The sequence below is a fragment of the Pseudomonas sp. MYb13 genome (assembly GCF_002980075.1).
Taxonomy (GTDB): Bacteria; Pseudomonadota; Gammaproteobacteria; order Pseudomonadales; family Pseudomonadaceae; genus Aquipseudomonas; species Aquipseudomonas lurida.
In genome coordinates this window covers 142166-162405 of sequence record NZ_PCQI01000007.1, presented here as the reverse complement: position 1 = coordinate 162405, position 20240 = coordinate 142166, and the positions used below count along the sequence as shown (strand labels likewise).

Sequence of the window (20240 nt, the reverse complement as noted above, 5' to 3'; positions counted from 1 at the left end):
CTTCTCAGGTGCGCGTTACAGCGGGTCGCGAGATGGCGTGCCATCCACCAGCCGCTGGATACGCAACGGGTTGGCGTTTTTCAACGCGTCGGGTAGCAGGCTATCAGGGTAATTCTGGAAGCACACCGGGCGCAGGAAACGGTCGATGGCCAAGGTGCCGACCGAGGTGCCACGGGCATCCGAGGTCGCCGGGTAGGGACCGCCGTGCACCATCGAATCGCAGACCTCCACGCCGGTCGGGTAGCCGTTGAGCAGGATGCGCCCCACTTTCTGCTCCAGCAGTGGCGTGAGTTCGGCGAACTGTTGCAGGTCGGCCGGTTCGCCAATGAGGGTTGCCGTGAGTTGGCCGTGCAGGCCTTGCAGGGCAGCGCTGAGCTGTGCCTGGTCGGCCGCTTCCACAAACACCGTGGTGGGGCCGAACACTTCTTCCTGCAGCACCTCATCGCCCTCGATCAACAGGCGCACATCGGCCTTGAACACCTGCGGTTGCGCTTGATTGCCAGCCTGTTTGCTCCCCGCCAGGTGCTGGATGCCAGGGTGCGCCAGGAGCTTTTCCAGGCCCTTGCCATAGCTGCCCAGGGTGCCCGCGTTAAGCATGGTCTGTGGTGGTTGGTCGCCGATCAGTTGCGCGACCTGTTGGGTGAACGCAGTGAATGCAGGCGAAGCAATACCGATGACCAGCCCGGGGTTGGTGCAGAACTGGCCGCAGCCCTGCACCACCGAGGCGGTCAGGTCGCGCGCCACCGTGTCGGCCCGTGCGGTTAATGCCTGGGGCAGCACGATCACCGGGTTGATACTCGACATCTCGGCGAACACCGGGATCGGTTGCGGGCGCGCCGCCGCCATGTCGCACAATGCACGGCCACCCTTGAGCGAACCGGTAAAGCCGACGGCCTGGATGGCCGGGTGCTTGACCAGTGCTTCACCCACGCCACCGCCGAAAATCATATTGAACACACCCGCCGGCATCTCGGTGGCCTCGGCCGCCCGGATGATCGCATCGGCGACGCGTTCTGCCGTCGCCATATGCCCGCTGTGAGCCTTGAACACCACCGGGCAGCCGGCTGCCAGTGCGGCGGCGGTGTCACCGCCCGCGGTGGAAAACGCCAGGGGGAAATTGCTCGCGCCAAACACCGCGACCGGCCCCAGGCCGATGCGGTATTGACGTAGATCCGGGCGTGGCAGCGGCTGGCGGTCAGGCAACGCCTTATCGATGCGCGCGCCGTAGAAATCACCGCGACGCAGCACCGTGGCGAACAGGCGCATCTGGCCGCTGGTGCGTCCACGCTCGCCCTTGATGCGCGCAGCCGGCAGCGCGGTTTCGCGGCACACCAGCTCGACAAAATCTTCCCCCAGCGCGTCCAGTTCATCGGCCACCGCGTCCAGGAACTGCGCGCGGCGCGACGCACTCAAGGCGCGGTAGGCGGGATAGGCCTGCGCGGCCGCCCTGGCGGCGGCGTCGACTTCCTGCGGCGTAGCCTGGTAGAAAGCCTGGGGCAAGGCTTCGCCGGTGGTGGCGTCGATGCTTTGCAACGTGACGCTGCCGTTGGCACTGCGCTGGCCGCCGATATAGTTGTGGCCGAGGTACTGGGTCATGGGGATCTCCTTTAAAGGCTGATGACGTCGCCGGGTTCGAATGCCGCATCGCTGCTGCCGACACGGTTGACCAGCGGCGCGCCGAACTCGGCCTGGCTGATTTCGAACACATCGCCGGCCTGGGTACGTATACCGTCGGCAAATGACAGGGTGGCGGTGCCGAAAAAGTGGATGTGCACGTCGCCGGGCTTGAGGAACTGGCGGTATTTGAAGTGGTGGTATTCGAGGTTTTCCAGGCTGTGGCACATATTGGCCTCGCCGCTGAGGAATTCGTTCCGCCAGATTTCCTCGCCGTTACGCAGGATGCGACTGGTGCCCGCCAGGTGCTGGGGCAACTCACCCACGCGCAACTCTGGGCCATAGCTGCAACTGCGCAGCTTGGAATGGGCCAGGTACAGGTAGTTTTTACGTTCCATCACGTGGTCAGAGAACTCGTTGCCCACCGCGAAACCGACTCGATAGGGCTTGCTGTCCGGGCCGATAACGTAGAGGCCACCGATCTCCGGTTCTTCACCGGCATCGTCGGCAAACGGCGGCACCGGGAAGGCGGCGCCAGGGCGCACGACGATGCTGCCGTCGCCCTTGTAGAACCACTCGGGCTGCACGCCCGCCTGGCCGGCCGCGGGCTTACCGCCCTCCACGCCCCACTTGAAGATGCGCATGGTGTCGGTCAGCACGGTGTCGTCACCGGCCTGGTGCATCTTGTCCCGCGCCGAGGCGCTGCCCAGGTGGGTCAAGCCGGTGCCGCTGATCAACATATGGGCCGGGTCCGGATGGTCCAGCGGTGGCAGGATCTTCAGCTCGGCCAGCAACGTGGCATAGTCGTAGCTGTCGCCCAGGCCCAGGCTGTCCACTTGTTGTGCCAGGCCTACGCCCGCTTCAATGGCTGCCAGGGCCAATTCACGCACACTGCGTGCCGTGCGGACTTCACGCAGCTGGGTACCGTCGATCACGCCGACCCGGCGCTCGCCATTACGCAACTCGAACTGAACTAAACGCATGCCATTTCTCCTGAATTAAGTACGTGTGGCGCCACGGGCACTGGCGGCGAATTGGTCGGCAGGCAGCACATGCTTGCGCTCCAGCAGGCGGTAGACCACGAAGGTCAACACCAGCCCGAACACCATCACCCCAGACAAGAAGTACAAGCCAGACGCCAGGTTGCCGGTGTATTCCTTGAGCGCGCCGATCACGAACGGGCCGATATAGCCGCCGAGGTTGCCCACCGAATTGATCAAGGCAATGCCAGCCGCCGCACTGGCGCCCGCGAAGAAGCGTCCGGGCAGGGTCCAGAACACCGCCGTGCAGGAAAACATCGCGAACGCCGCCAGGCACAGCGCGGCCATTTGCAGCACCGGCACACTGAGCCAGGCACTGAAGAACAGACCGATGGCGCCCAGCACATAGAGCACGGCGAGATGGCCGTAGCGGTCGTTCAAACGGTCGGAACTGCGCGGGATGATCAGCAGGCCGATGATCCCGAAGATATACGGCACAGCCGAGATGAAGCCGGTGACCAGGTCAGTGCCGCCGAACTGTTTGATCAGGGTCGGCAGCCACAGGCCGAGGCCGTAGATGCTCAGGGTGACCGGCAGGTAGAACAGCGCCAGCAACAGCACGCGCTTGTCTTTCAACGCATGCAGCGGGTTGCCGTGACGGGTCTGGCCGTAGGCTTGCAGGTCTTTGGCGAGCTCGCCGGTGAGCCAGGCCTTTTCGTCCTCGCTCATCCAGGTGACCTGCTTGGGGCCGTCCGGCAAATAGCGCAACACCGGCCAGGTCAGCAGGATCGCCGGGGTGCCGATCACGATGAACAGCCACTGCCAGCCGTGCAGGCCAAGGATGCCGTCCATGCCCAGCAACCCTCCGGACACCGGGCCGGTGATCATCATCGCGATGGGTTGCGACAGGATGAACAGCCCGAGGATCTTGCCGCGATGGCGCACCGGGAACCATTGGGTGATGTAGTACAGGACACCCGGGAAGAACCCCGCCTCCGCCGCGCCGAGCAGAAAGCGCATCACATAGAAGCTGTGCGGCCCCTGCACAAAGGCCATGCCGATGGTGATGGCGCCCCAGGTAATCATGATCCGCGCAAACCAGCGCCGTGCACCAAAGCGGTCGAGCATCAGGTTGCTGGGGATCTCGAACAGGAAGTAGCCAATGAAGAACAGCCCTGCGCCCAGGCCATAGGCGGCGTCGCCGATACCGACGTCGGCGCCCATGTGCAACTTGGCAAAGCCCACGGCGGAGCGGTCCACGTAGGCGATCAGGTACAGCAGGATCAGGAAGGGAATGAGTTTCAGCGTGATGCGCCGAATAAGCCGCAATTCCTGGCTCATGGGGGTCGATCTCCGATTGTTGTTCTTATAGAAGCTCGGGGGACGCCTCTCGCGAAAATCCGCCAGGGTCATACCTCAGTTGAGAAGGACTATATAGTAGGACTATTTGCAAAACAACTCTTCCAAAGCATCGATTTTGCGCTTATGTTTAAGCACGCATAGAACATATAGTCATACAATAAGAGAATCGATCATGCCTGATAAAAAGCTCGGCCTACGCTCCGCCCAGTGGTTTGGTACCGCCGACAAGAACGGCTTCATGTACCGCAGCTGGATGAAGAACCAGGGCATTGCCGACCATCAGTTCCATGGCAAACCGATCATCGGTATCTGCAATACCTGGTCGGAGTTGACGCCGTGCAATGCCCATTTCCGTCAGATCGCCGACCACGTGAAACGCGGCGTGATCGAGGCTGGAGGCTTCCCGGTGGAATTCCCGGTGTTCTCCAATGGCGAATCGAACCTGCGACCTACCGCGATGCTCACCCGCAACCTGGCGAGCATGGACGTGGAAGAAGCCATTCGCGGCAATCCGATTGACGGTGTGGTGCTGCTGACCGGCTGTGACAAGACTACCCCGGCGCTGCTGATGGGCGCGGCCAGCTGCGACGTGCCGGCCATCGTGGTCACCGGCGGGCCGATGCTCAACGGCAAGCACAAGGGCCAGGACATCGGCTCGGGCACGGTGGTGTGGCAGCTCAGCGAACAGGTCAAGGCCGGCACGATTACACTGGACGACTTTCTCGCGGCCGAGGGCGGCATGTCCCGTTCGGCGGGCACCTGCAACACCATGGGCACCGCATCGACCATGGCGTGCATGGCCGAGGCGCTGGGCACTTCCCTGCCCCACAACGCGGCGATTCCGGCGGTGGATGCGCGGCGTTATGTGCTGGCGCACATGTCCGGCATGCGTGCGGTCGAAATGGTGCGTGAAGACTTGAAGTTGTCGAAGATCCTCACTAAAGAGGCGTTTGAAAACGCGATCCGCGTGAACGCGGCCATCGGCGGCTCGACCAACGCGGTGATCCACCTCAAGGCGATCGCCGGGCGCATCGGCGTCGAACTCGACCTGGATGACTGGACCCGCATTGGCCGTGGCATGCCGACCATTGTCGACCTGCAACCCTCGGGGCGCTTCCTGATGGAAGAGTTCTACTACGCCGGTGGCCTGCCCGCCGTGCTGCGCCGCCTCGGCGAAGCCAACCTGATCCCGCACCCCAATGCCCTGACCGTCAACGGCAAGTCCCTGGGCGAGAACACCCAGGACTCGCCGATCTACGGCCAGGACGAGGTGATCCGCACCCTCGACAACCCGATCCGCGCCGACGGTGGCATCTGCGTATTGCGCGGCAACCTGGCGCCGCTGGGTGCGGTGCTCAAGCCGTCCGCCGCCAGCCCGGAGCTGATGCAGCACCGAGGTCGCGCGGTGGTGTTCGAGAACTTCGACATGTACAAGGCGCGCATCAACGACCCGGAGCTGGACGTGGATGCCAACTCGATCCTGGTCATGAAAAACTGCGGCCCCAAGGGTTACCCTGGCATGGCCGAAGTCGGCAACATGGGCTTGCCCGCCAAGCTATTGGCCCAGGGCGTGACAGACATGGTGCGGATTTCCGATGCCCGCATGAGCGGCACCGCGTACGGCACGGTGGTGTTGCATGTGGCGCCGGAAGCCGCGGCCGGCGGGCCGTTGGCCACGGTGCAGGAAGGTGACTGGATCGAGCTGGACTGCGCCAACGGCCGCCTGCACCTGGACATTTCCGACGCCGAGCTGGCGGCGCGCATGGCCGACCTGGCGCCCCCGCAAAAACTCATTGTCGGCGGCTATCGCCAGTTGTACATCGACCATGTGCTGCAGGCTGACCAGGGGTGTGACTTTGACTTCCTGGTGGGGTGCCGAGGGGCTGAAGTCCCCCGGCATTCCCACTAATTGGGATGCTATGATGCTGCGAATTCAAGCCAGAGCCTCACCGTAGTCATGGATCACCAGCCGCCCAAGCCGCGCAAGAGCCAGCATGCCCAGATCGTCCAGGACTTGGGCATGCACATCGTTTCCGGTCGCTTCAAGCCCGAAGAACGGCTGCCCATGGAGGCCACGCTCTGCGAGGAGTACAAGGTCAGTCGCTCGGTGCTGCGTGAGGCCACGCGGGTACTTAGCGCCAAGGGCCTGGTGTATTCCAAGCCCCGCGTAGGCGCGGTGGTGCGGCCTCGGTTGAAGTGGCACCTGCTCGACCCGGACGTGCTGTCCTGGTTGATGCAGTCCACGCCGCACAGCGAGTTCTTCAACACACTGGCCGGGGTACGGCGCATCCTCGAACCGGAAATCGCCGCCATGGCCGCGACCACCGCCACCGATGAAGACATCGCCACCATCGAGAAAGCCTACCTGGGCATGGAAACCGCACAGACCCACGAACAACTGCTACAGGCTGACCTGGACTTCCACCGCGCCATTGCCGATGCCACCCGCAACGACCTGCTGGCCTATATGTGCAACATGCTGTCGCTGCCATTGCGCGAGTCGATCAACATAACCAACCGCCGCCCGGACATTCAGGGCCTGAGCCTGCCTCGGCACAAGGCGATCCTCACCGCGATCCAGAACCGCGATGCCCTTGGGGCGCGGCATGCGTCGCTGGTGCAGTTGGATGACACGCGGGTGGCGCTGGATACGGTAATGAATGTGCTCACGCCGCTCTGACCTCCTGCCCGGCAACCACGCTTTATCAGGTGCAAACCCATTCAAATGTGGGAGCGGGCTTGCCCGCGAATGCGCTGTGTCAGCCAGAACATTCAGCGACTGACACTCAGCATTCGCGGGCAAGCCCGCTCCCACCGGTTTACCTGTGTACGCCGTTACAGCGTGTAGGCGATCCCGACCTGGACTGTGCGGGGTTCGCCTGGGTAGGCCACCCTCTTCATACTCGCGGTTGTGGCGCTGGATACGGTAATGAACGTACTCACGCCGCTCTGACCTCCTGCCCGGCAACCACGCTTGATCAAGTGCAAACCCATTCAAATGTGGGAGCGGGCTTGCCCGCGAATGCGCTGTGTCAGCCAGAACATCCAGCGACTGACACTCAGCATTCGCGGGCAAGCCCGCTCCCACAGGTTTACCTGTGTACCCTGTTATAGCGTGTAGGCGATCCCGACCTGGACTGTGCGGGGTTCGCCTGGGTAGGCCACCCTCTTAATACTCGCGGTTGTGGCGCTGGATACGGTAATGAACGTGCTCACGCCGCTCTGACCTCCCGCCCGGCAACCACGCTTTATCAGGTGCAAACCCATTCAAATGTGGGAGCGGGCTTGCCCGCGAATGCGCTGTGTCAGCCAGAACATTCAGCGACTGACACTCAGTATTCGCGGGCAAGCCCGCTCCCACCGGTTTACCTGTGTACGCCGTTACAGCGTGTAGGCGATCCCGACCTGGACTGTGCGGGGTTCGCCTGGGTAGGCATACACATTACCGAACGCACCTTCTTCATACTCGCGGTTGAACACGTTCTTCACATCCAGGTTCAGCCGCAGTTTGTCGTTGACCTTGTAGTAGCCGAGCAGGTCGACCACGGTGTAGGCATCCATCGAGAAGGCAGTGTTGGACGTCTGCCCTGCGCGCTCATCCACGTATTTGCCGCCCGCCCCCAGGCCCAGGCCTTTGAGCGCGCCGTCCTGGAATTCATAGACGTTGAGCAAGCTGAAGCTGTTGCGCGGAATGTTCAACAAGCGCGTGCCCGTGCGCAGGGTATTGTCCTTGGTGACTTCGGCGTCGACGTAGGCATACCCACCGATCACGCGCCACTGCGGGGTGATGTTGCCTGCCACATTCAGGTCCAGGCCTCGGCTGCGTACCTGGCCAGCGGCGACGCTGAAGGTGGAGTCCACGGGGTCGGTGGTGAGCACGTTTTCCTTTTCGATCTGATAGATCGCCGCATCAACGCTCAACTGGCGATCGAAGGCCTCCCACTTGATGCCCATCTCGTAGGACTTGCCTTTCTCCGGCGCAAAACCGCCGCCCTGGCGGCTGGCACCGGTATTGGGCTTGAACGAGCGCGCAGCGTCGGCATACACCGCGACGGTGTCGGTAAGGTCATAGATCACGCCGACGCGCGGGGTCACCGCATTGTCGCTGGCATTCCAGCTTTTCCCGCCTGGCACATAGGTGCGGTAGTCGTGCTCGAAGCGTTCCAAGCGTGCGCCTGCCAGGACTTTGAGACGCTCGGTGAGCGCCACCTGGTCCTGGACGAACGCGGCGTAGGTCTTGAGGTTTTCCTTGTCATGGGTTGGCGTGCGCGTGAGCGCCGGGCGCGCCTGGCCGTAGGCCGGGTTGAAGATGTCGATGGCATACGCGCCCACCGCGCCGCTGGAGCGCTGGATGATCGACGTGTAGTCGTAGTCTTCGAACTCGACGCCGGTGAGTAACGTGTGGTCCAAGCCGGCTGTAGAAAAGTGCCCGGTGAGGTTGAGCTGGGTGTCTTTGTCGGTCCACTCCAGCTTGCGGTAGTTGAAGTTGCGGCCCAATGTGCGACCGTCAGCGGCCAGGCCATTGGCTTCGATGGCGTTGCCTTGCAGCGTGCCGTCCAGCCATTGGAAGCCGCCGCCCAAGGTCCAATTGTCATTGAGCAGGTGTTCGAAACGCAGCTGGGCCATGCTGTTGTCGTTGTGCAATTTGCCGACGTCTGGCTCGCCCCAGAAGGTGTCGCGCGAAGGCGTCCCTTTTTGGTTCGGGTAGCGCGTCAAGCCACGGTCCAGCGGATGGTTATTGCGCATGAAGTCGCCCTCGAAGATCACCTTGGTGTCGTCGGTGGCTTGCCAGGTGAGCACCGGCGTCACGCCGTAGCGTTCGGTTTCCACATGATCACGGAAGGTGTCGCCGCCCTCGCCCACCACGTTCAGGCGATACGCCAGGCGACCTTGCTCGTCCAGCGGGCCAGACGCGTCGAGGGTCGCGCGCTGCATGCCCTGGTTATCCAATTGGCTGCCGAGGGTCACCGTCGGCTCGGCCAGCGGTTGCTTGGACACCACGTTGAAGGTGCCACCGGGGTCACCACGGCCGTAGAGCATGGTCGCCGGGCCGCGCAGCACTTCCAGGCGCTCGAGGGTGTTGGCGTCGGGCATGTTCGGGTAGCCACGGTTGATCGGGAAACCATTGCGGTAGAACTCGCCGGTGGTAAAGCCGCGCACGGTGAAGGTGGTCAACCCCTGCCCGCCGAAGTTGTTCGCCCGGCCCACGCCGCCCGCGAAGTCGAGTGCATCCTGCAGGCGGGTCGCACTCATGTCCTCGACCACGTCTTTGGAGACCACGGTGATGGACTGCGGCGTTTCATGGATCGAGGTATCGGTGCGCGTCGCACTCGCGGAGCGCGTGGCGTGGTAGCCCTGCACTGGCCCCTGGGCGGTTTCATAGTCGGCAGCGCCGGTGACGCTGGTGGTTTGCAGTTCGATGGAGGCTTTCTCAACTGGCTCGACCTGCGCCCAACTCAACGGGGAAAACGCCTGAAGCACACACACGGACAGCACAGTACGACGCATGGGAATAACCTAGTGAAAGAGCCAGATGGAAGGGCATATCTGCCAGTTATTTTGCGGCGCAGGGTATAACAACTGCACAGCAATTGATATGCATTCTCATTTGTTATGTGCGAATTTTTACCGTCTCGCGGGATTCGCCGGCTACGCTCAGGGTTCAGCAGGAGGAATTGCCATGTGCGGACGACTGACGCAGTACCGCGGCATTCATGACTTCGTGGCAGCGTTGAGCATGCCCAACGCCCTCGCCGACTCGGCAGGCGATCAAGCCCGCTACAACATTGCACCCTCGACGCAGGTGGCGCTGTTGCATGTGGACAATGAGGTGCTACGCGCCGACCGCGTACGCTGGGGCTGGCGCCCGCACTGGGCCAAGGACCGCGCGCCACCGATCAACGCCCGCGCCGAAAAAGTCGCCCACGGCGCGTTCTTTCGTGCGATCTGGCCGCATCGCGCCATAACGCCGGTGGACAACTGGTTTGAATGGGTGGATGAAGGCGGCCCGAAAAAACAGCCCTACCTGATACGTCGAAGAGACGGCGCCCCTGCGCTGTGCGCCGCCATCGGCCAGCTACCCGACGCCGATGAGGGCGCGGGCGAGCACGATGGGTTTGTGATCATCACCGCCGACAGCGCCGGCGGCATGGTCGACATCCACGACCGCCGGCCGGTGGTGCTCAACCCGGCGCTGGCGCGTGAGTGGCTTGACCCGGCGACAAGCAAGGGCCGGGCCGAGCAGATGGTACTGTTGCAGGGTGAACCGTCCGAAATATTCGAATGGTTCAGGGTGGACATTGCGGTGGGCAATACGCGCAACGACGGGCCCGGCTTGATCGAACCCGTCGACAGTCAGGCTCAGCGATAGCGTTCCAACCAATGCGCGTAAGGCGCAGGCAAGGTCCACGACGATTTCTCTACCCCCAGCTCCTTGGCTGCAAAGTACGCCCAATGCGGGTCAGCCAGGTGTGCACGGCCGACCGAAACCAGGTCCAGGTGCCCGGCCTGCAACGCGCCTTCAGCCAGTTGCGGGGTGCCAAAACCCCACGCCGACGTCACCGCAATACCCGCTTCACGACGCACGCGCTCAGCGATCGGGCCCATGAAGGCCGGGCCCCACGGGATATTGGTGTCGGGGATGGTGAAACCGACGCTGACGCTCAGCAGGTCCAGGCCACCGGCCTTGAAACGACGCGCCAGTTCGATGGACTCGGTGAGGGTCTGTTCGTCGCGGCCGTCGTATTCGATCACGCCAAAACGTGCGGTGAGTGGCAGGTTTTCCGGCCAGACCTCACGCACGGCGGCCAGGGTTTCCAGGAGGAAACGGCTGCGGTTGTCGAAGCTGCCGCCGTAGGCGTCGGTGCGCTGGTTGGAGTGTTCGGAGAAGAAGCTCTGGCCCAGGTAACCGTGGGCGAAGTGCAGCTCGATCCACTCGAAACCGGCGTCACGCGCGCGACGGGCAGCGTCGACGAAGTCCTGGCGCACGCGGGCGATGTCGTCCAGGGTCATGGCGCGTGGCACCTGTGGCAGGTTCGCGCCGAAGGCGATGGCCGAGGGTGCGATGGTTTCCCAGCGGCGGGCATCGGAGGCGGCCATATGGTCGTCACCTTCCCATGGGCGGTTGGCGCTGGCCTTGCGGCCGGCGTGGCCGATCTGGATACCCGGCACAGAACCTGCAGCCTTGATGGCCTTGACCATCGGCACGAACGCTTCGGCGTGGGCATCGCTCCAAAGACCGGCGCAACCTGGCGTGATACGGCCTTCCGGCGCGACGGCGGTGGCTTCGACCACGAGCAGGCCGGCACCACCACGGGCCATGCTGGCCAGGTGCACAAGGTGCCAATCGTTGACGATGCCGTCATCGGCCATGTATTGGCACATCGGCGGAATGGCAATGCGATTGCGCAAGGTGACGTCTTTGAGTTTGAACGGTTCGAACAAAGCGGTCATTGAGAACTCCAGGATCGAGTGAGTGATTCGATAGTTCGATGGTAATCGAACTATGGTATTCAACGATACCCCCCTGTTATGATTCGCTTCATGCGAGCCTTTAAACACCCCCCTCTCGAAGACCTGACGCTCGAGCGCCTGCTCTACGCGCTGAGTGACCCGGTGCGCCTGGAAATCGTGCGTTGCCTGGCCGGCGTGCCCGAGGCCACCTGTGGCGAACTGGACGGCGGGCGGCCCAAATCGAGCATGTCCCATCACTTTCGCGTGTTGCGCGATGCCGGGCTGGTGCACACCCGCAGCGCGGGGACCACTCATCTGAATTCGTTGCGCGCCGAGGTACTTGAAGAACGGTTCCCGGGCTTGCTGCAGAGCATTCTGGCGCAGCACTAGAACCCGGATCAGTCCAACAGCGCGATCAGGTGTGGCTCGATCGATGTCTCCAACACCTCCAATACGGCCAACGTCACCGGCAACTTGAAGCGCCGCCGCCCTGCGCTGCCCGGGTTTACATACAGCGTTGCGCCGCGCCATTCGATCAGGGGCTTGTGCGAATGGCCAGTGATCACCAGCCGCGTTTTTGCCTCCAGCAACGCGGGTACGTCAGCGATGTCATGCACGACCAACGTCTGCCAGCCATTCACATCGATGTTCAGATGATCCAGCACCTGTGCCGCCCATGCCGCGTCCTGGTCATTGTTGCCGCGCACCACCTGCAAGGGCGCAATGCGCGCCAGTTGCTCGATGATCTCAGGGCTGCCAATGTCGCCGCCATGGATGATCAGCTCGCATCCTTGCAAGGCCGCGACCGCTTCTGGGCGCAACAGGCCGTGGGTGTCGGAAATCACGCCAACTTTCATGGAGCCTCCGGGGGTTGGGTTCGGTTCAAGCGGGGCAAACAGGCATGCCATCCAGGTGCACGCAGTCTTTGCCATTGCGCTTGGCGGCGTAGAGATTGCGGTCTGCACACTTGAGGACCACCGACATATCCGCGCCTGCCGTAAAGCGTGTAATGCCGGCACTGCAGGTGTAATCATGGGGCGGCGCGACACTGCTGCGAATTGCCTGCAACAGGCGCAACGCATAATCGGTTGCGACGCACGGATCATCGCAGACCAGCAAGACGCCAAATTCCTCGCCGCCAATCCTGCCGAAACTGTGGCTGCCACGGGTGGATTTCAAGCAGGTGGCCATCGCGCAGAGAATCTTGTCCCCCACATCATGCCCGAACTGGTCATTTTTCAACTTAAAACTGTCGATATCCAACATCATGAAGTAGCCGGTATCACCGGTCGCAATCAGTTTGGCGAAACGTTCCATAAAGGCTCGCCGATTCAACAGCGACGTCAGGTAATCGGTTTCTGCCAGTTCGCGAAACTCGCTCTCGACCAGCAGCACAGAACGCAGGTTCTTCAAGTAGGAGAAACTCAGGACAAAGCCAATGGACACCGACGACAGGCAAAATATGAACAGGTAGATTTCGACGCCTGCGTAAAAAACCACCTGGATATTGGGCCACATCACCATCCAGACCAACGCGGCACACATCAGGAAATCCTGAGCCGTGATAAACAGGATGGCGCTGCTGATCACCAGGGTGAGCGCCAGCGGCAAGGCAAACACTTGCAACTCAGGGTTGCCGCGCATCACATAGGCAAACCCGACGGCCAGCAACACCATGTAGACAGCGCCCAGCATCCGCCACAGGTAAAAATTGGACACGACACGGTGAAGCCGGCAGACCACCAGCAGGCAGAGCGTGATCAACAGCTTATACAGGCCAAACGTCTTCAACGAGTCAGCCCACAACACACTCAACCAGGCGATAACGCCGATGAGTTCAGCCTGGGTGATCGCGGTCGACAGCAGCCTTTGCATCCGTGGCCGAAGCTTCACATTAGCCGGCATCCCTTCACTCCCTGTGCATGAATGACCTACTGACTGTCGGTATGACCCAAATGCAGGCTGTGCAGGCTTATTGCAAATGAATAAGCCATGAAGCGTCTGACCAACAAGATAAACGGCGGCAGCACTTCAAGCAGTGTCTTGGAATGGATTTTGAAGTAGCCCCTGTCTGCCCCCTCGCGAACCAAGCGAATGATATGGGTCTTGGACACCGATAACCGCTCAGCCAGTGAAAGATAGGAAGAGGCGCGGAAACTGGCGCCCGCGTTATCCAATGCGCACGCATCGTTATAAATGGCCAGCATCAACAGGTGGCCGGCATCCCGATTGACCAGCCAATAACTCTCGGGCAACAACTCGTTCAGGGTCAAGTTGGCCTCAAGGACGGCCGCAAAGCCTTTGAAATAAACCGCCAGAAACGCGCGATCATCCAGCTCGCCCACTTGCCGGATCAAGAAATCCTCGGGGTACAGCGTGCCCAGCGGCGCTACCACGGAAGTGAGCATCGACCTGACCTCCGCGCAGGCCTGTGACGACGGGCTGAAGACTCGGAAACGGCTGTCCTCCGGATGCCCCGCCACTTTCATGAACCCCAGGGCGCGGAACAACATGAAAATCGACTCCAGGCCGTTCCTCGAACAAAACCCACGCGCCGCGCACGATGCCTTGACCTCGGACAGCAGCGGCACAGGCTGGGAAAAATAAGCACTTAATAACGCGAAAGACACCATCAAGCGATTGAACTTCAATGCCGTCTTGTAGAAAAACGGTCTTTTCGAATAGGGTCCCAGCAACATCGAATAATGCGTGCGAATGCACGCCTCGAACTCCGCGTGGCATTCAACAACACGTGCTGAATGATCCAGCGCCAACTTCAACGAACGACCGCACATGAGAAAGAGCCCTGATCAAACAAACTGAATTCACTGATTTCAATTGCAGTACTTCTGCAATCAGGTCTCACAACAACTCACGTCAGAATAATTGCCAGTAATGGCGTTTTGCCGCAGTGCAATTTATCGTGGATAGAGTACGGGACCGCATCGCTACCAAAATTGTTCCGCCCCCTCTTTGGCAACTTGATGGACGACAAACTCCGAGACATTTACTTACATGTCGAAAGCGCCCTCGAAAAGCCGGGCCACGCCAGCCTGATCACACAAGGCCGACTTAAACGTTTCAGTCACTGGGCGAACCTTACCCACGTCCAGGCGTCCGAGCTAAGGCACTGTTGCTTACCGCTCGCCGCGAGGTTCTCGTTTGAAAGCCGCCATCATCAAAAAGTACCGCCTGATCATCAAGACCATGGGCTACGTGGGCTGGGCCCTGTTCTGGCTGTTGCTGTGGGACGTCGCCGTCACCGTGGACTTCATGCTGTTCCTCACCGCCAAGATCAATTTGCCGCTGATGCCCCTCACCCTGTTGGGTTCGGCGCTGGTGGTGCTGATCAGTTTTCGCAACAGCAGCGCCTATAACCGTTGGTGGGAAGCCCGCACCCTGTGGGGTGCGATGGTCAACAATTCGCGCAGCTTCGCCCGCCAGGTACTCACCCTGCTGGACGACCCCGACGGCGAAGTGAACCCGGTCAAGGCCACGCTGCTGCGCCGCCACGTGGCGTACGTGAACTGCCTGGCCGCCCACCTCAAGGGCGAGCCGTGCCCAGAAGAAGTGCGTGCGTTCATCCCCAGCGAGGAGTTTGCCCGCAACGGCGCCACCAACAACTTTGCCAACGATATCCTCACCGGCTCGGCGGCGCTGCTGGCCAAGGAATACAAGGCCGGCCACCTCGACAGCATCCGCCTGGCACGACTGGAGTCGACCCTGGTGGACTTGTCCAACGCCCAGGGTGGCATGGAGCGGATCGCCAACACGCCGCTGCCCTACCCCTACGTGTATTTCCCGCGCCTGTTTATCTCGCTGTTCTGCCTGATCGTGCCAGTGGGCCTGGTGGAATCCCTGGGTTGGTTTACCCCGCTGGCCTCGACAGTGGTGGGTTTCATGCTGCTGGCCATCGAACGCATTGGCACCGACCTGCAGAGCCCGTTCAACTCCAGCGAACACCAGATCCAGATGGAAACCATCTGCGAAACCATCGAGAAAAACCTGCAGTCGATGCAGCGTGATGCGCTGGGTGGCGAGCGCATCAGTTAAACCCTCCCTTCGGCCTCAAGTGCGTGCCCTCCCAGTCGATATACCGAGGGTACGCATGGGCCACACCTCCCTCATAACAACACATGCGACGCTCGACGCTACTGTTTTCTCCTTGCCAAAATTATAAATACCCGCGGGTGAAGTCATGAATATCAAGCAAAAGCTGACCTGGGCATTTGCGGCCATCGCATGCGTGCCGGTTATCCTGGTGGCCGTGCTGGTCGTGTTGAATCTGCGCGAGGGGGCCCTGGCCAATTTCCTCGACAGCAGTGGCCGTGAGATTCGCCAGATCGACAATGGCATGAAGCAGTTCTTCGACGGCATCAGCCAGAACGTGGACTACGTGGCCAAGGACCCGCGCGTTGTCGCGGCCAAGGACCTCAAGAGCTACGCCGGCGCCGATGCCGCACAAATCCCCCTCACCCCGACCAACACAGCGCTGCTGGAGATTTTCGACCAGTTTGCCAAGAGCCATCCGAGCACCGCCTACCTGTCCCTGGGCTTGAAGGACGGCGGCTACGCCAGTTGGCCCGACGACACCAAGCTCAACAACTACGACCCGCGCGTACGCCCCTGGTACCAGGCGGCCATCGCCGCGCCGGGTAAAACCGTGCGCACGGGTGCCTACTATTGGGCGCCGGACGATGTGACGCTGATCGGCACCGTGCACACCGTCGCCGACGCTACCGGCAATATCCTCGGTGTGGTCGGCCTGGACGTGTCGCTCAAGCAGCTCACCGAACTGGTGCGCAACATCAAACTGGGTGACAGCGGCTACCTGATGCTGGTGGAAGCCAACGGCAACGTGCTGGTGGACCCCAGCGACGCCAAGCACAACTTCAAGCCCCTGGCCGACCTGGGCCCCCACTACGCCGAGCTGGCCAAGCGCGGCGACGGTGTGAGCCAGATCGACATTGATGGCGTGCCCTACATGGCCAACGTGGTCAGCTCCAAGGACCTGGGCTGGCGCTTTATCGGCCTGATCAAGCGCGATGAAGTGATGGCCGGCGCCACCCGCCTGACCTGGTTGATCGCCGCCATTGCCGCGGTACTGGCCCTGGTGTTCGCGATTGTCGGCGCCAGTTTTGCCAGCGTCATCGTGCGCCCGATTCGCGGCGTGGCCGACGGCCTGCAAGAGATCGCCGAAGGTGAAGGCGACCTGACGCGCCAGCTCAAGGTGCAAGGCAAGGATGAAACCGCCAGCCTGGCCGGTTGGTTCAACCAGTTCCTGAGCATGATCGCGCAGTTGGTGCAGCGCATCGGCAATGCGTCGTCCGACCTGCAGACCGCCGCCGCCGACACCAGCGAAGTCGCCCACAACATGAACCAGGCCGCCGGCCGCCAGCGCGAAGCCGTGGAACTGGTGAGCACCGCGTTCAACGAAATGGTAGCCACCGCCAACGAAGTGGCGCGTTCCTGCAGCGCCGCCGCCACCAGTGCCGACGAAGGCTACCGCGACGTGCACGACGGCCAGCAGCACATCGGCGAAGCCACCGGCAGCGTGCTCAAGCTCAGCGAAGACCTGCAGCGCTCCACCCAGACCATGCAGCAGCTGGAGCAGGACAGCAAAAACATCAACACCATTCTCGACACCATTCGCTCGATTGCCGAGCAGACCAACCTGCTGGCACTCAACGCGGCGATCGAGGCCGCACGCGCCGGCGACCAGGGCCGCGGCTTTGCGGTGGTCGCCGACGAAGTCCGCGCCCTCGCCCGCCGTACCGCTGACTCCACCGGCGAGATCGACAGCCTGCTCGGCAACCTCGCCCGCCGCACCCAGGAAGTCACGCAGCAGATGCAAGGCAGCCTGCTGGTGTCCCACACCAGCGTGGAACGTATCCAGCAAGCCCGCGACAGCTTCGACAAGATCCGCGGCTCGGTGGACTCGATCCGCGACCAGAACACCCAGATCGCTACGGCCGCCGAGGAACAGCACCAGGTGGCTGAAGAGATCAACCGGCACATCGCGCAGATCCATGCCGATGCGCAGCTGGTCGAAGGGTTTGCCCATTCGGCGCAGACCGGGTCAGGTCGGTTGACGGATATTTCAGGTCAGCTCAAGGGGTTGGTGGGTCGCTTCAAGTTCTGATAGGTCGGCAAGCCTGGTCCCATTCAGCGCATCACTGTGGCAAGCGGGCTTATTGCAGAAAGCGGGGCAAGCCCGCTCGCTGCAACAAGCCCGATCACCCCACGTTGCCCCCGCCGGTTACCTCGCACGCTGAGCGACATTTAGCCACACGCCATCATCGCAGCACCTGTAATAGTCTATTGCAGGACTCTAATGTACTAACCAGTTACTTATCTTGCTAAAATCGCGTCTTTGCCCTCTCACATTCGAGTCCTTTCGACATGAAACGAGCATCGCGCGCCGCTGGCGCCTCTAGATTCTTACTGCTGGGCCTGGGCGTGATCATCGCCCTGCTCGGCCTCGCGCTGGCCATTGGCGGCGTCAAACTGGTCAGCCTGGGAGGTTCCTGGTACTTCCTGATCGGCGGCGCGGTCATGGCGATTGCCGGGCTGTTGATCGCCGCTCGCAAACCGGCCGGGGCCTGGCTGTTCGCGGCGTTCCTGATCGGCACGGCCATCTGGGCGGTCGCGGATGTGGGCCTGGTGTTCTGGCCATTGTTCTCGCGACTGTTCATGTTTGCGGCCATCGGTATGGTGGTGGCGCTGGTCTACCCGTTGCTCGTCAACAAGCCTGCCCGCGGCGCCTATGGCGTTGCCGCCGTGCTGGCAGTGGCCGTGGCGGTAGCAGCAGGCAATATGTTCGTCGCTCACCCAAGCGTCGCACCGACCGGCGCCGGCCCTGGCATCACCCCCGTGGCCGCGGCCGATGCGCAGAAAGACTGGGCGCACTACGGCAACACCGAAGGCGGCAGCCGCTTCGCCGCGCTGGACCAGATCAACCGTGACACGGTCAATAAGCTCAAAGTGGCCTGGACCTACCACACCGGTGATGTCGCCATCAGCGATGGCAACGGTGCAGAAGACCAACTGACCCCCCTGCAGATCGGCAACAAAGTGTTCATCTGCACGCCGCACAACAACCTGATCGCCCTGGACGCCGACACCGGCAAGGAGCTGTGGAAGAACGAAGTCAACGCCAAATCGGCGGTGTGGCAGCGTTGCCGTGGCATGGCTTATTTCGACGCCAGCGCGCCGATCGCCCAGCCGACCCAGCCCAACAGCTCGCCGATCATTGCCGCCAGTGTTCCTGCCGGTGCGCAGTGCCAGCGTCGCTTGCTGACCAACACCATCGATGCACGCCTGATCGCCGTGGATGCTGACACCGGCAAGTTCTGCGAAGACTTCGGCACCCACGGCCAAGTGGACTTGAAGGCCGGCCTGGGTAACGTGCCGGACAGCTACTACCAACTGTCCTCGGCGCCGCTGATGGCCGGCACCACCGTGGTGGTGGGTGGCCGCGTGGCCGACAACGTCCAGACCGACATGCCGGGCGGCGTGATCCGTGGCTTCGACGTCATCACCGGCCAGATGCGCTGGGCCTTCGACCCGGGCAACCCGGAAGACAAGCAAGCCCCGGCAGACGGCAGCACCTATGTGCGCAGCACCCCGAACAGCTGGGCGCCAATGTCCTATGACCCGCTGATGAACACCGTGTTCCTGCCCATGGGCAGCTCGTCCACCGACATCTACGGTGTGGAACGCACCCAGCTCAACCACAAATACGGCGCCTCGGTGCTGGCGCTGGACGCCTCCACCGGCACGGAAAAGTGGGTGTACCAGACCGTCCACAATGACCTGTGGGACTTCGACCTGCCGATGCAGCCAAGCCTGATCGACTTCACGCCGCCAGGCAGCGACAAAGCCGTGCCTGCGGTGGTGATCGGCACCAAGGCCGGGCAGATCTACGTGCTCGACCGCGCGACCGGCAAGCCGCTGACCGACGTGCAGGAAGTCCCGGTCAAGGCCGCCAACATCCCTAACGAACCCTACTCGCCCACCCAGCCAAAGTCGGTCGGCATGCCACAGATCGGCGCGCAAACCCTCACCGAGTCGGACATGTGGGGCGCCACGCCGTTTGACCAGTTGCTGTGCCGCATCGACTTCAAGGGCATGCGCTACGACGGCCTGTACACCGCGCCGGGCACGGATAAATCCCTGAGTTTCCCGGGTTCGCTGGGCGGCATGAACTGGGGCAGCCTCTCCACCGACCCGGTGCACGGTTTCATTTTCGTCAACGACATGCGCCTGGGCCTGTGGATCCAGATGGTGCCCTCGCAGAACAAGGCCCAGGCCTCGTCCGGTGGCGAAGCGCTCAACACCGGCATGGGCGCCGTGCCGCTCAAGGGCACGCCGTATGCGGTAAACAAAAACCGCTTCCTGTCGGTGGCCGGCATCCCGTGCCAGGCGCCGCCGTTCGGCACCCTGACCGCGATCGACATGAAGACGCAAAAGGTCGCCTGGCAAGTTCCGGTCGGTACCGTTGAAGACACCGGCCCGCTGGGTATCCGCATGCACCTGCCGATCAAGATCGGGCTGCCGACCCTCGGCGGCACCCTGTCCACCCAGGGCGGCCTGATCTTCATCGCCGGCACCCAGGACTTCTACCTGCGCGCCTTCAACAGCGGCAACGGGGATGAAATCTGGAAAGCCCGCCTGCCCGTCGGCAGCCAAGGCGGCCCGATGACCTACGTGTCGCCGAAAACCGGCAAGCAGTACATCGTCATCACCGCCGGTGGTGCGCGCCAGTCCACCGACCGTGGCGACTACGTGATCGCCTACGCACTGCCATAACCCCCTCCAGGCGCGGTGCAC

At 62.2% G+C, this 20240-nt stretch carries 14 protein-coding genes and 2 pseudogenes; 8 read left to right on the top strand and 8 right to left on the bottom strand.

The genetic code is table 11. The features are described from left to right. Positions 1 to 15: 15 nt before the first annotated feature. The 3 genes from CQ002_RS15340 to CQ002_RS15330 are packed head-to-tail and all read right to left on the bottom strand — an operon-like array spanning position 16 to position 3935. Entirely contained in the window at positions 16 to 1596 is a 1581-nt protein-coding gene (locus tag CQ002_RS15340) for an aldehyde dehydrogenase (NADP(+)) (protein ID WP_105161986.1), read from the bottom strand. Positions 1597 to 1607: 11 nt separating this feature from the next. Continuing rightward, complete coding sequence (araD1, locus tag CQ002_RS15335) at positions 1608 to 2597, bottom strand: AraD1 family protein (RefSeq protein WP_098466246.1); 990 nt, start codon at positions 2595 to 2597, stop codon at positions 1608 to 1610. Between the two features lie 15 nt (positions 2598 to 2612). Continuing rightward, positions 2613 to 3935, bottom strand: a complete 1323-nt coding sequence (locus tag CQ002_RS15330; protein ID WP_034103839.1) for an MFS transporter — start codon at positions 3933 to 3935, stop codon at positions 2613 to 2615. A gap of 193 nt (positions 3936 to 4128) precedes the next feature. On the opposite strand from CQ002_RS15330, the gene CQ002_RS15325 reads away from it, so the two are divergent. Together CQ002_RS15325 and CQ002_RS15320 are read left to right on the top strand one after the other, a co-directional pair. Then, a complete protein-coding gene (locus tag CQ002_RS15325) occupies positions 4129 to 5865 on the top strand; it encodes an IlvD/Edd family dehydratase (protein ID WP_105161985.1) in 1737 nt (578 codons plus the stop codon). A gap of 48 nt (positions 5866 to 5913) precedes the next feature. Then, positions 5914 to 6636 (top strand): FadR/GntR family transcriptional regulator, encoded by a 723-nt coding sequence (locus CQ002_RS15320; protein ID WP_034103835.1) that lies wholly within the window; start codon positions 5914 to 5916, stop codon positions 6634 to 6636. A 701-nt stretch (positions 6637 to 7337) separates the two neighbouring features. Here CQ002_RS15320 and CQ002_RS15315 read toward each other — a convergent pair. Continuing rightward, entirely contained in the window at positions 7338 to 9464 is a 2127-nt protein-coding gene (locus tag CQ002_RS15315) for a TonB-dependent siderophore receptor (protein WP_105161984.1), read from the bottom strand. Between the two features lie 172 nt (positions 9465 to 9636). Between CQ002_RS15315 and CQ002_RS15310 the strand changes: the two genes are divergently transcribed. Then, positions 9637 to 10326: an SOS response-associated peptidase gene (locus CQ002_RS15310; RefSeq protein WP_034103831.1), complete on the top strand. Its 690-nt coding sequence runs from the start codon at positions 9637 to 9639 to the stop codon at positions 10324 to 10326. Here the strand turns inward: CQ002_RS15310 and CQ002_RS15305 are convergent. Next, positions 10317 to 11408, bottom strand: a complete 1092-nt coding sequence (locus CQ002_RS15305; protein WP_034103829.1) for an NADH:flavin oxidoreductase/NADH oxidase — start codon at positions 11406 to 11408, stop codon at positions 10317 to 10319. The two genes, CQ002_RS15310 and CQ002_RS15305, sit on opposite strands and share 10 nt — an antisense overlap. 78 nt (positions 11409 to 11486) lie before the next feature. Here CQ002_RS15305 and CQ002_RS15300 point away from each other — a divergent pair, with 78 nt between their 5' ends. Continuing rightward, entirely contained in the window at positions 11487 to 11798 is a 312-nt protein-coding gene (locus tag CQ002_RS15300) for a helix-turn-helix transcriptional regulator (protein ID WP_034103827.1), read from the top strand. Positions 11799 to 11806: 8 nt separating this feature from the next. Here the strand turns inward: CQ002_RS15300 and CQ002_RS15295 are convergent, their stop codons facing one another. Genes CQ002_RS15295 through CQ002_RS15285 form a run of 3 tightly spaced genes read right to left on the bottom strand, consistent with a single transcriptional unit; the run spans position 11807 to position 14188 of the window. Further along, positions 11807 to 12265 carry a metallophosphoesterase family protein gene (locus CQ002_RS15295; protein ID WP_098466242.1) on the bottom strand — a complete coding sequence of 153 codons (459 nt, stop codon included), beginning with the start codon at positions 12263 to 12265 and terminating at the stop codon, positions 11807 to 11809. Positions 12266 to 12290: 25 nt separating this feature from the next. After that, on the bottom strand, positions 12291 to 13313 hold the full coding sequence (locus CQ002_RS15290) for a GGDEF domain-containing protein (RefSeq protein ID WP_105161983.1): 1023 nt from the start codon (positions 13311 to 13313) through the stop codon (positions 12291 to 12293). A gap of 26 nt (positions 13314 to 13339) precedes the next feature. Continuing rightward, a complete protein-coding gene (locus CQ002_RS15285) occupies positions 13340 to 14188 on the bottom strand; it encodes a hypothetical protein (protein ID WP_244914138.1) in 849 nt (282 codons plus the stop codon). A 382-nt stretch (positions 14189 to 14570) separates the two neighbouring features. Here CQ002_RS15285 and CQ002_RS15280 point away from each other — a divergent pair, with 382 nt between their 5' ends. The 4 genes and pseudogenes from CQ002_RS15280 (at position 14571) to CQ002_RS15270 (ending at position 20219) form a co-directional block, all read left to right on the top strand. Beyond that, positions 14571 to 15461 carry a bestrophin family protein gene (locus CQ002_RS15280; protein ID WP_069023038.1) on the top strand — a complete coding sequence of 297 codons (891 nt, stop codon included), beginning with the start codon at positions 14571 to 14573 and terminating at the stop codon, positions 15459 to 15461. Between the two features lie 145 nt (positions 15462 to 15606). Further along, positions 15607 to 16686: pseudogene (locus tag CQ002_RS28895) on the top strand (cache domain-containing protein); the annotation flags it as partial. Positions 16687 to 17007: 321 nt separating this feature from the next. Then, positions 17008 to 17550: pseudogene (locus tag CQ002_RS28890) on the top strand (methyl-accepting chemotaxis protein); the annotation flags it as partial. A gap of 260 nt (positions 17551 to 17810) precedes the next feature. Continuing rightward, positions 17811 to 20219: a glucose/quinate/shikimate family membrane-bound PQQ-dependent dehydrogenase gene (locus tag CQ002_RS15270; RefSeq protein WP_034103816.1), complete on the top strand. Its 2409-nt coding sequence runs from the start codon at positions 17811 to 17813 to the stop codon at positions 20217 to 20219. Positions 20220 to 20240: the final 21 nt, after the last annotated feature.

Bases quoted from the DNA above. Each gene is read 5' to 3' on its own strand.
- CQ002_RS15340 (WP_105161986.1), bottom strand. From the start codon at position 1,596: ATGACCCAGTACCTCGGCCACAACTATATCGGCGGCCAGCGCAGTGCC.
- araD1 (WP_098466246.1), bottom strand. From the start codon at position 2,597: ATGCGTTTAGTTCAGTTCGAGTTGCGTAATGGCGAGCGCCGGGTCGGC.
- CQ002_RS15330 (WP_034103839.1), bottom strand. From the start codon at position 3,935: ATGAGCCAGGAATTGCGGCTTATTCGGCGCATCACGCTGAAACTCATT.
- CQ002_RS15325 (WP_105161985.1), top strand. From the start codon at position 4,129: ATGCCTGATAAAAAGCTCGGCCTACGCTCCGCCCAGTGGTTTGGTACC.
- CQ002_RS15320 (WP_034103835.1), top strand. From the start codon at position 5,914: ATGGATCACCAGCCGCCCAAGCCGCGCAAGAGCCAGCATGCCCAGATC.
- CQ002_RS15315 (WP_105161984.1), bottom strand. From the start codon at position 9,464: ATGCGTCGTACTGTGCTGTCCGTGTGTGTGCTTCAGGCGTTTTCCCCG.
- CQ002_RS15310 (WP_034103831.1), top strand. From the start codon at position 9,637: ATGTGCGGACGACTGACGCAGTACCGCGGCATTCATGACTTCGTGGCA.
- CQ002_RS15305 (WP_034103829.1), bottom strand. From the start codon at position 11,408: ATGACCGCTTTGTTCGAACCGTTCAAACTCAAAGACGTCACCTTGCGC.
- CQ002_RS15300 (WP_034103827.1), top strand. From the start codon at position 11,487: ATGATTCGCTTCATGCGAGCCTTTAAACACCCCCCTCTCGAAGACCTG.
- CQ002_RS15295 (WP_098466242.1), bottom strand. From the start codon at position 12,265: ATGAAAGTTGGCGTGATTTCCGACACCCACGGCCTGTTGCGCCCAGAA.
- CQ002_RS15290 (WP_105161983.1), bottom strand. From the start codon at position 13,313: ATGCCGGCTAATGTGAAGCTTCGGCCACGGATGCAAAGGCTGCTGTCG.
- CQ002_RS15270 (WP_034103816.1), top strand. From the start codon at position 17,811: ATGAAACGAGCATCGCGCGCCGCTGGCGCCTCTAGATTCTTACTGCTG.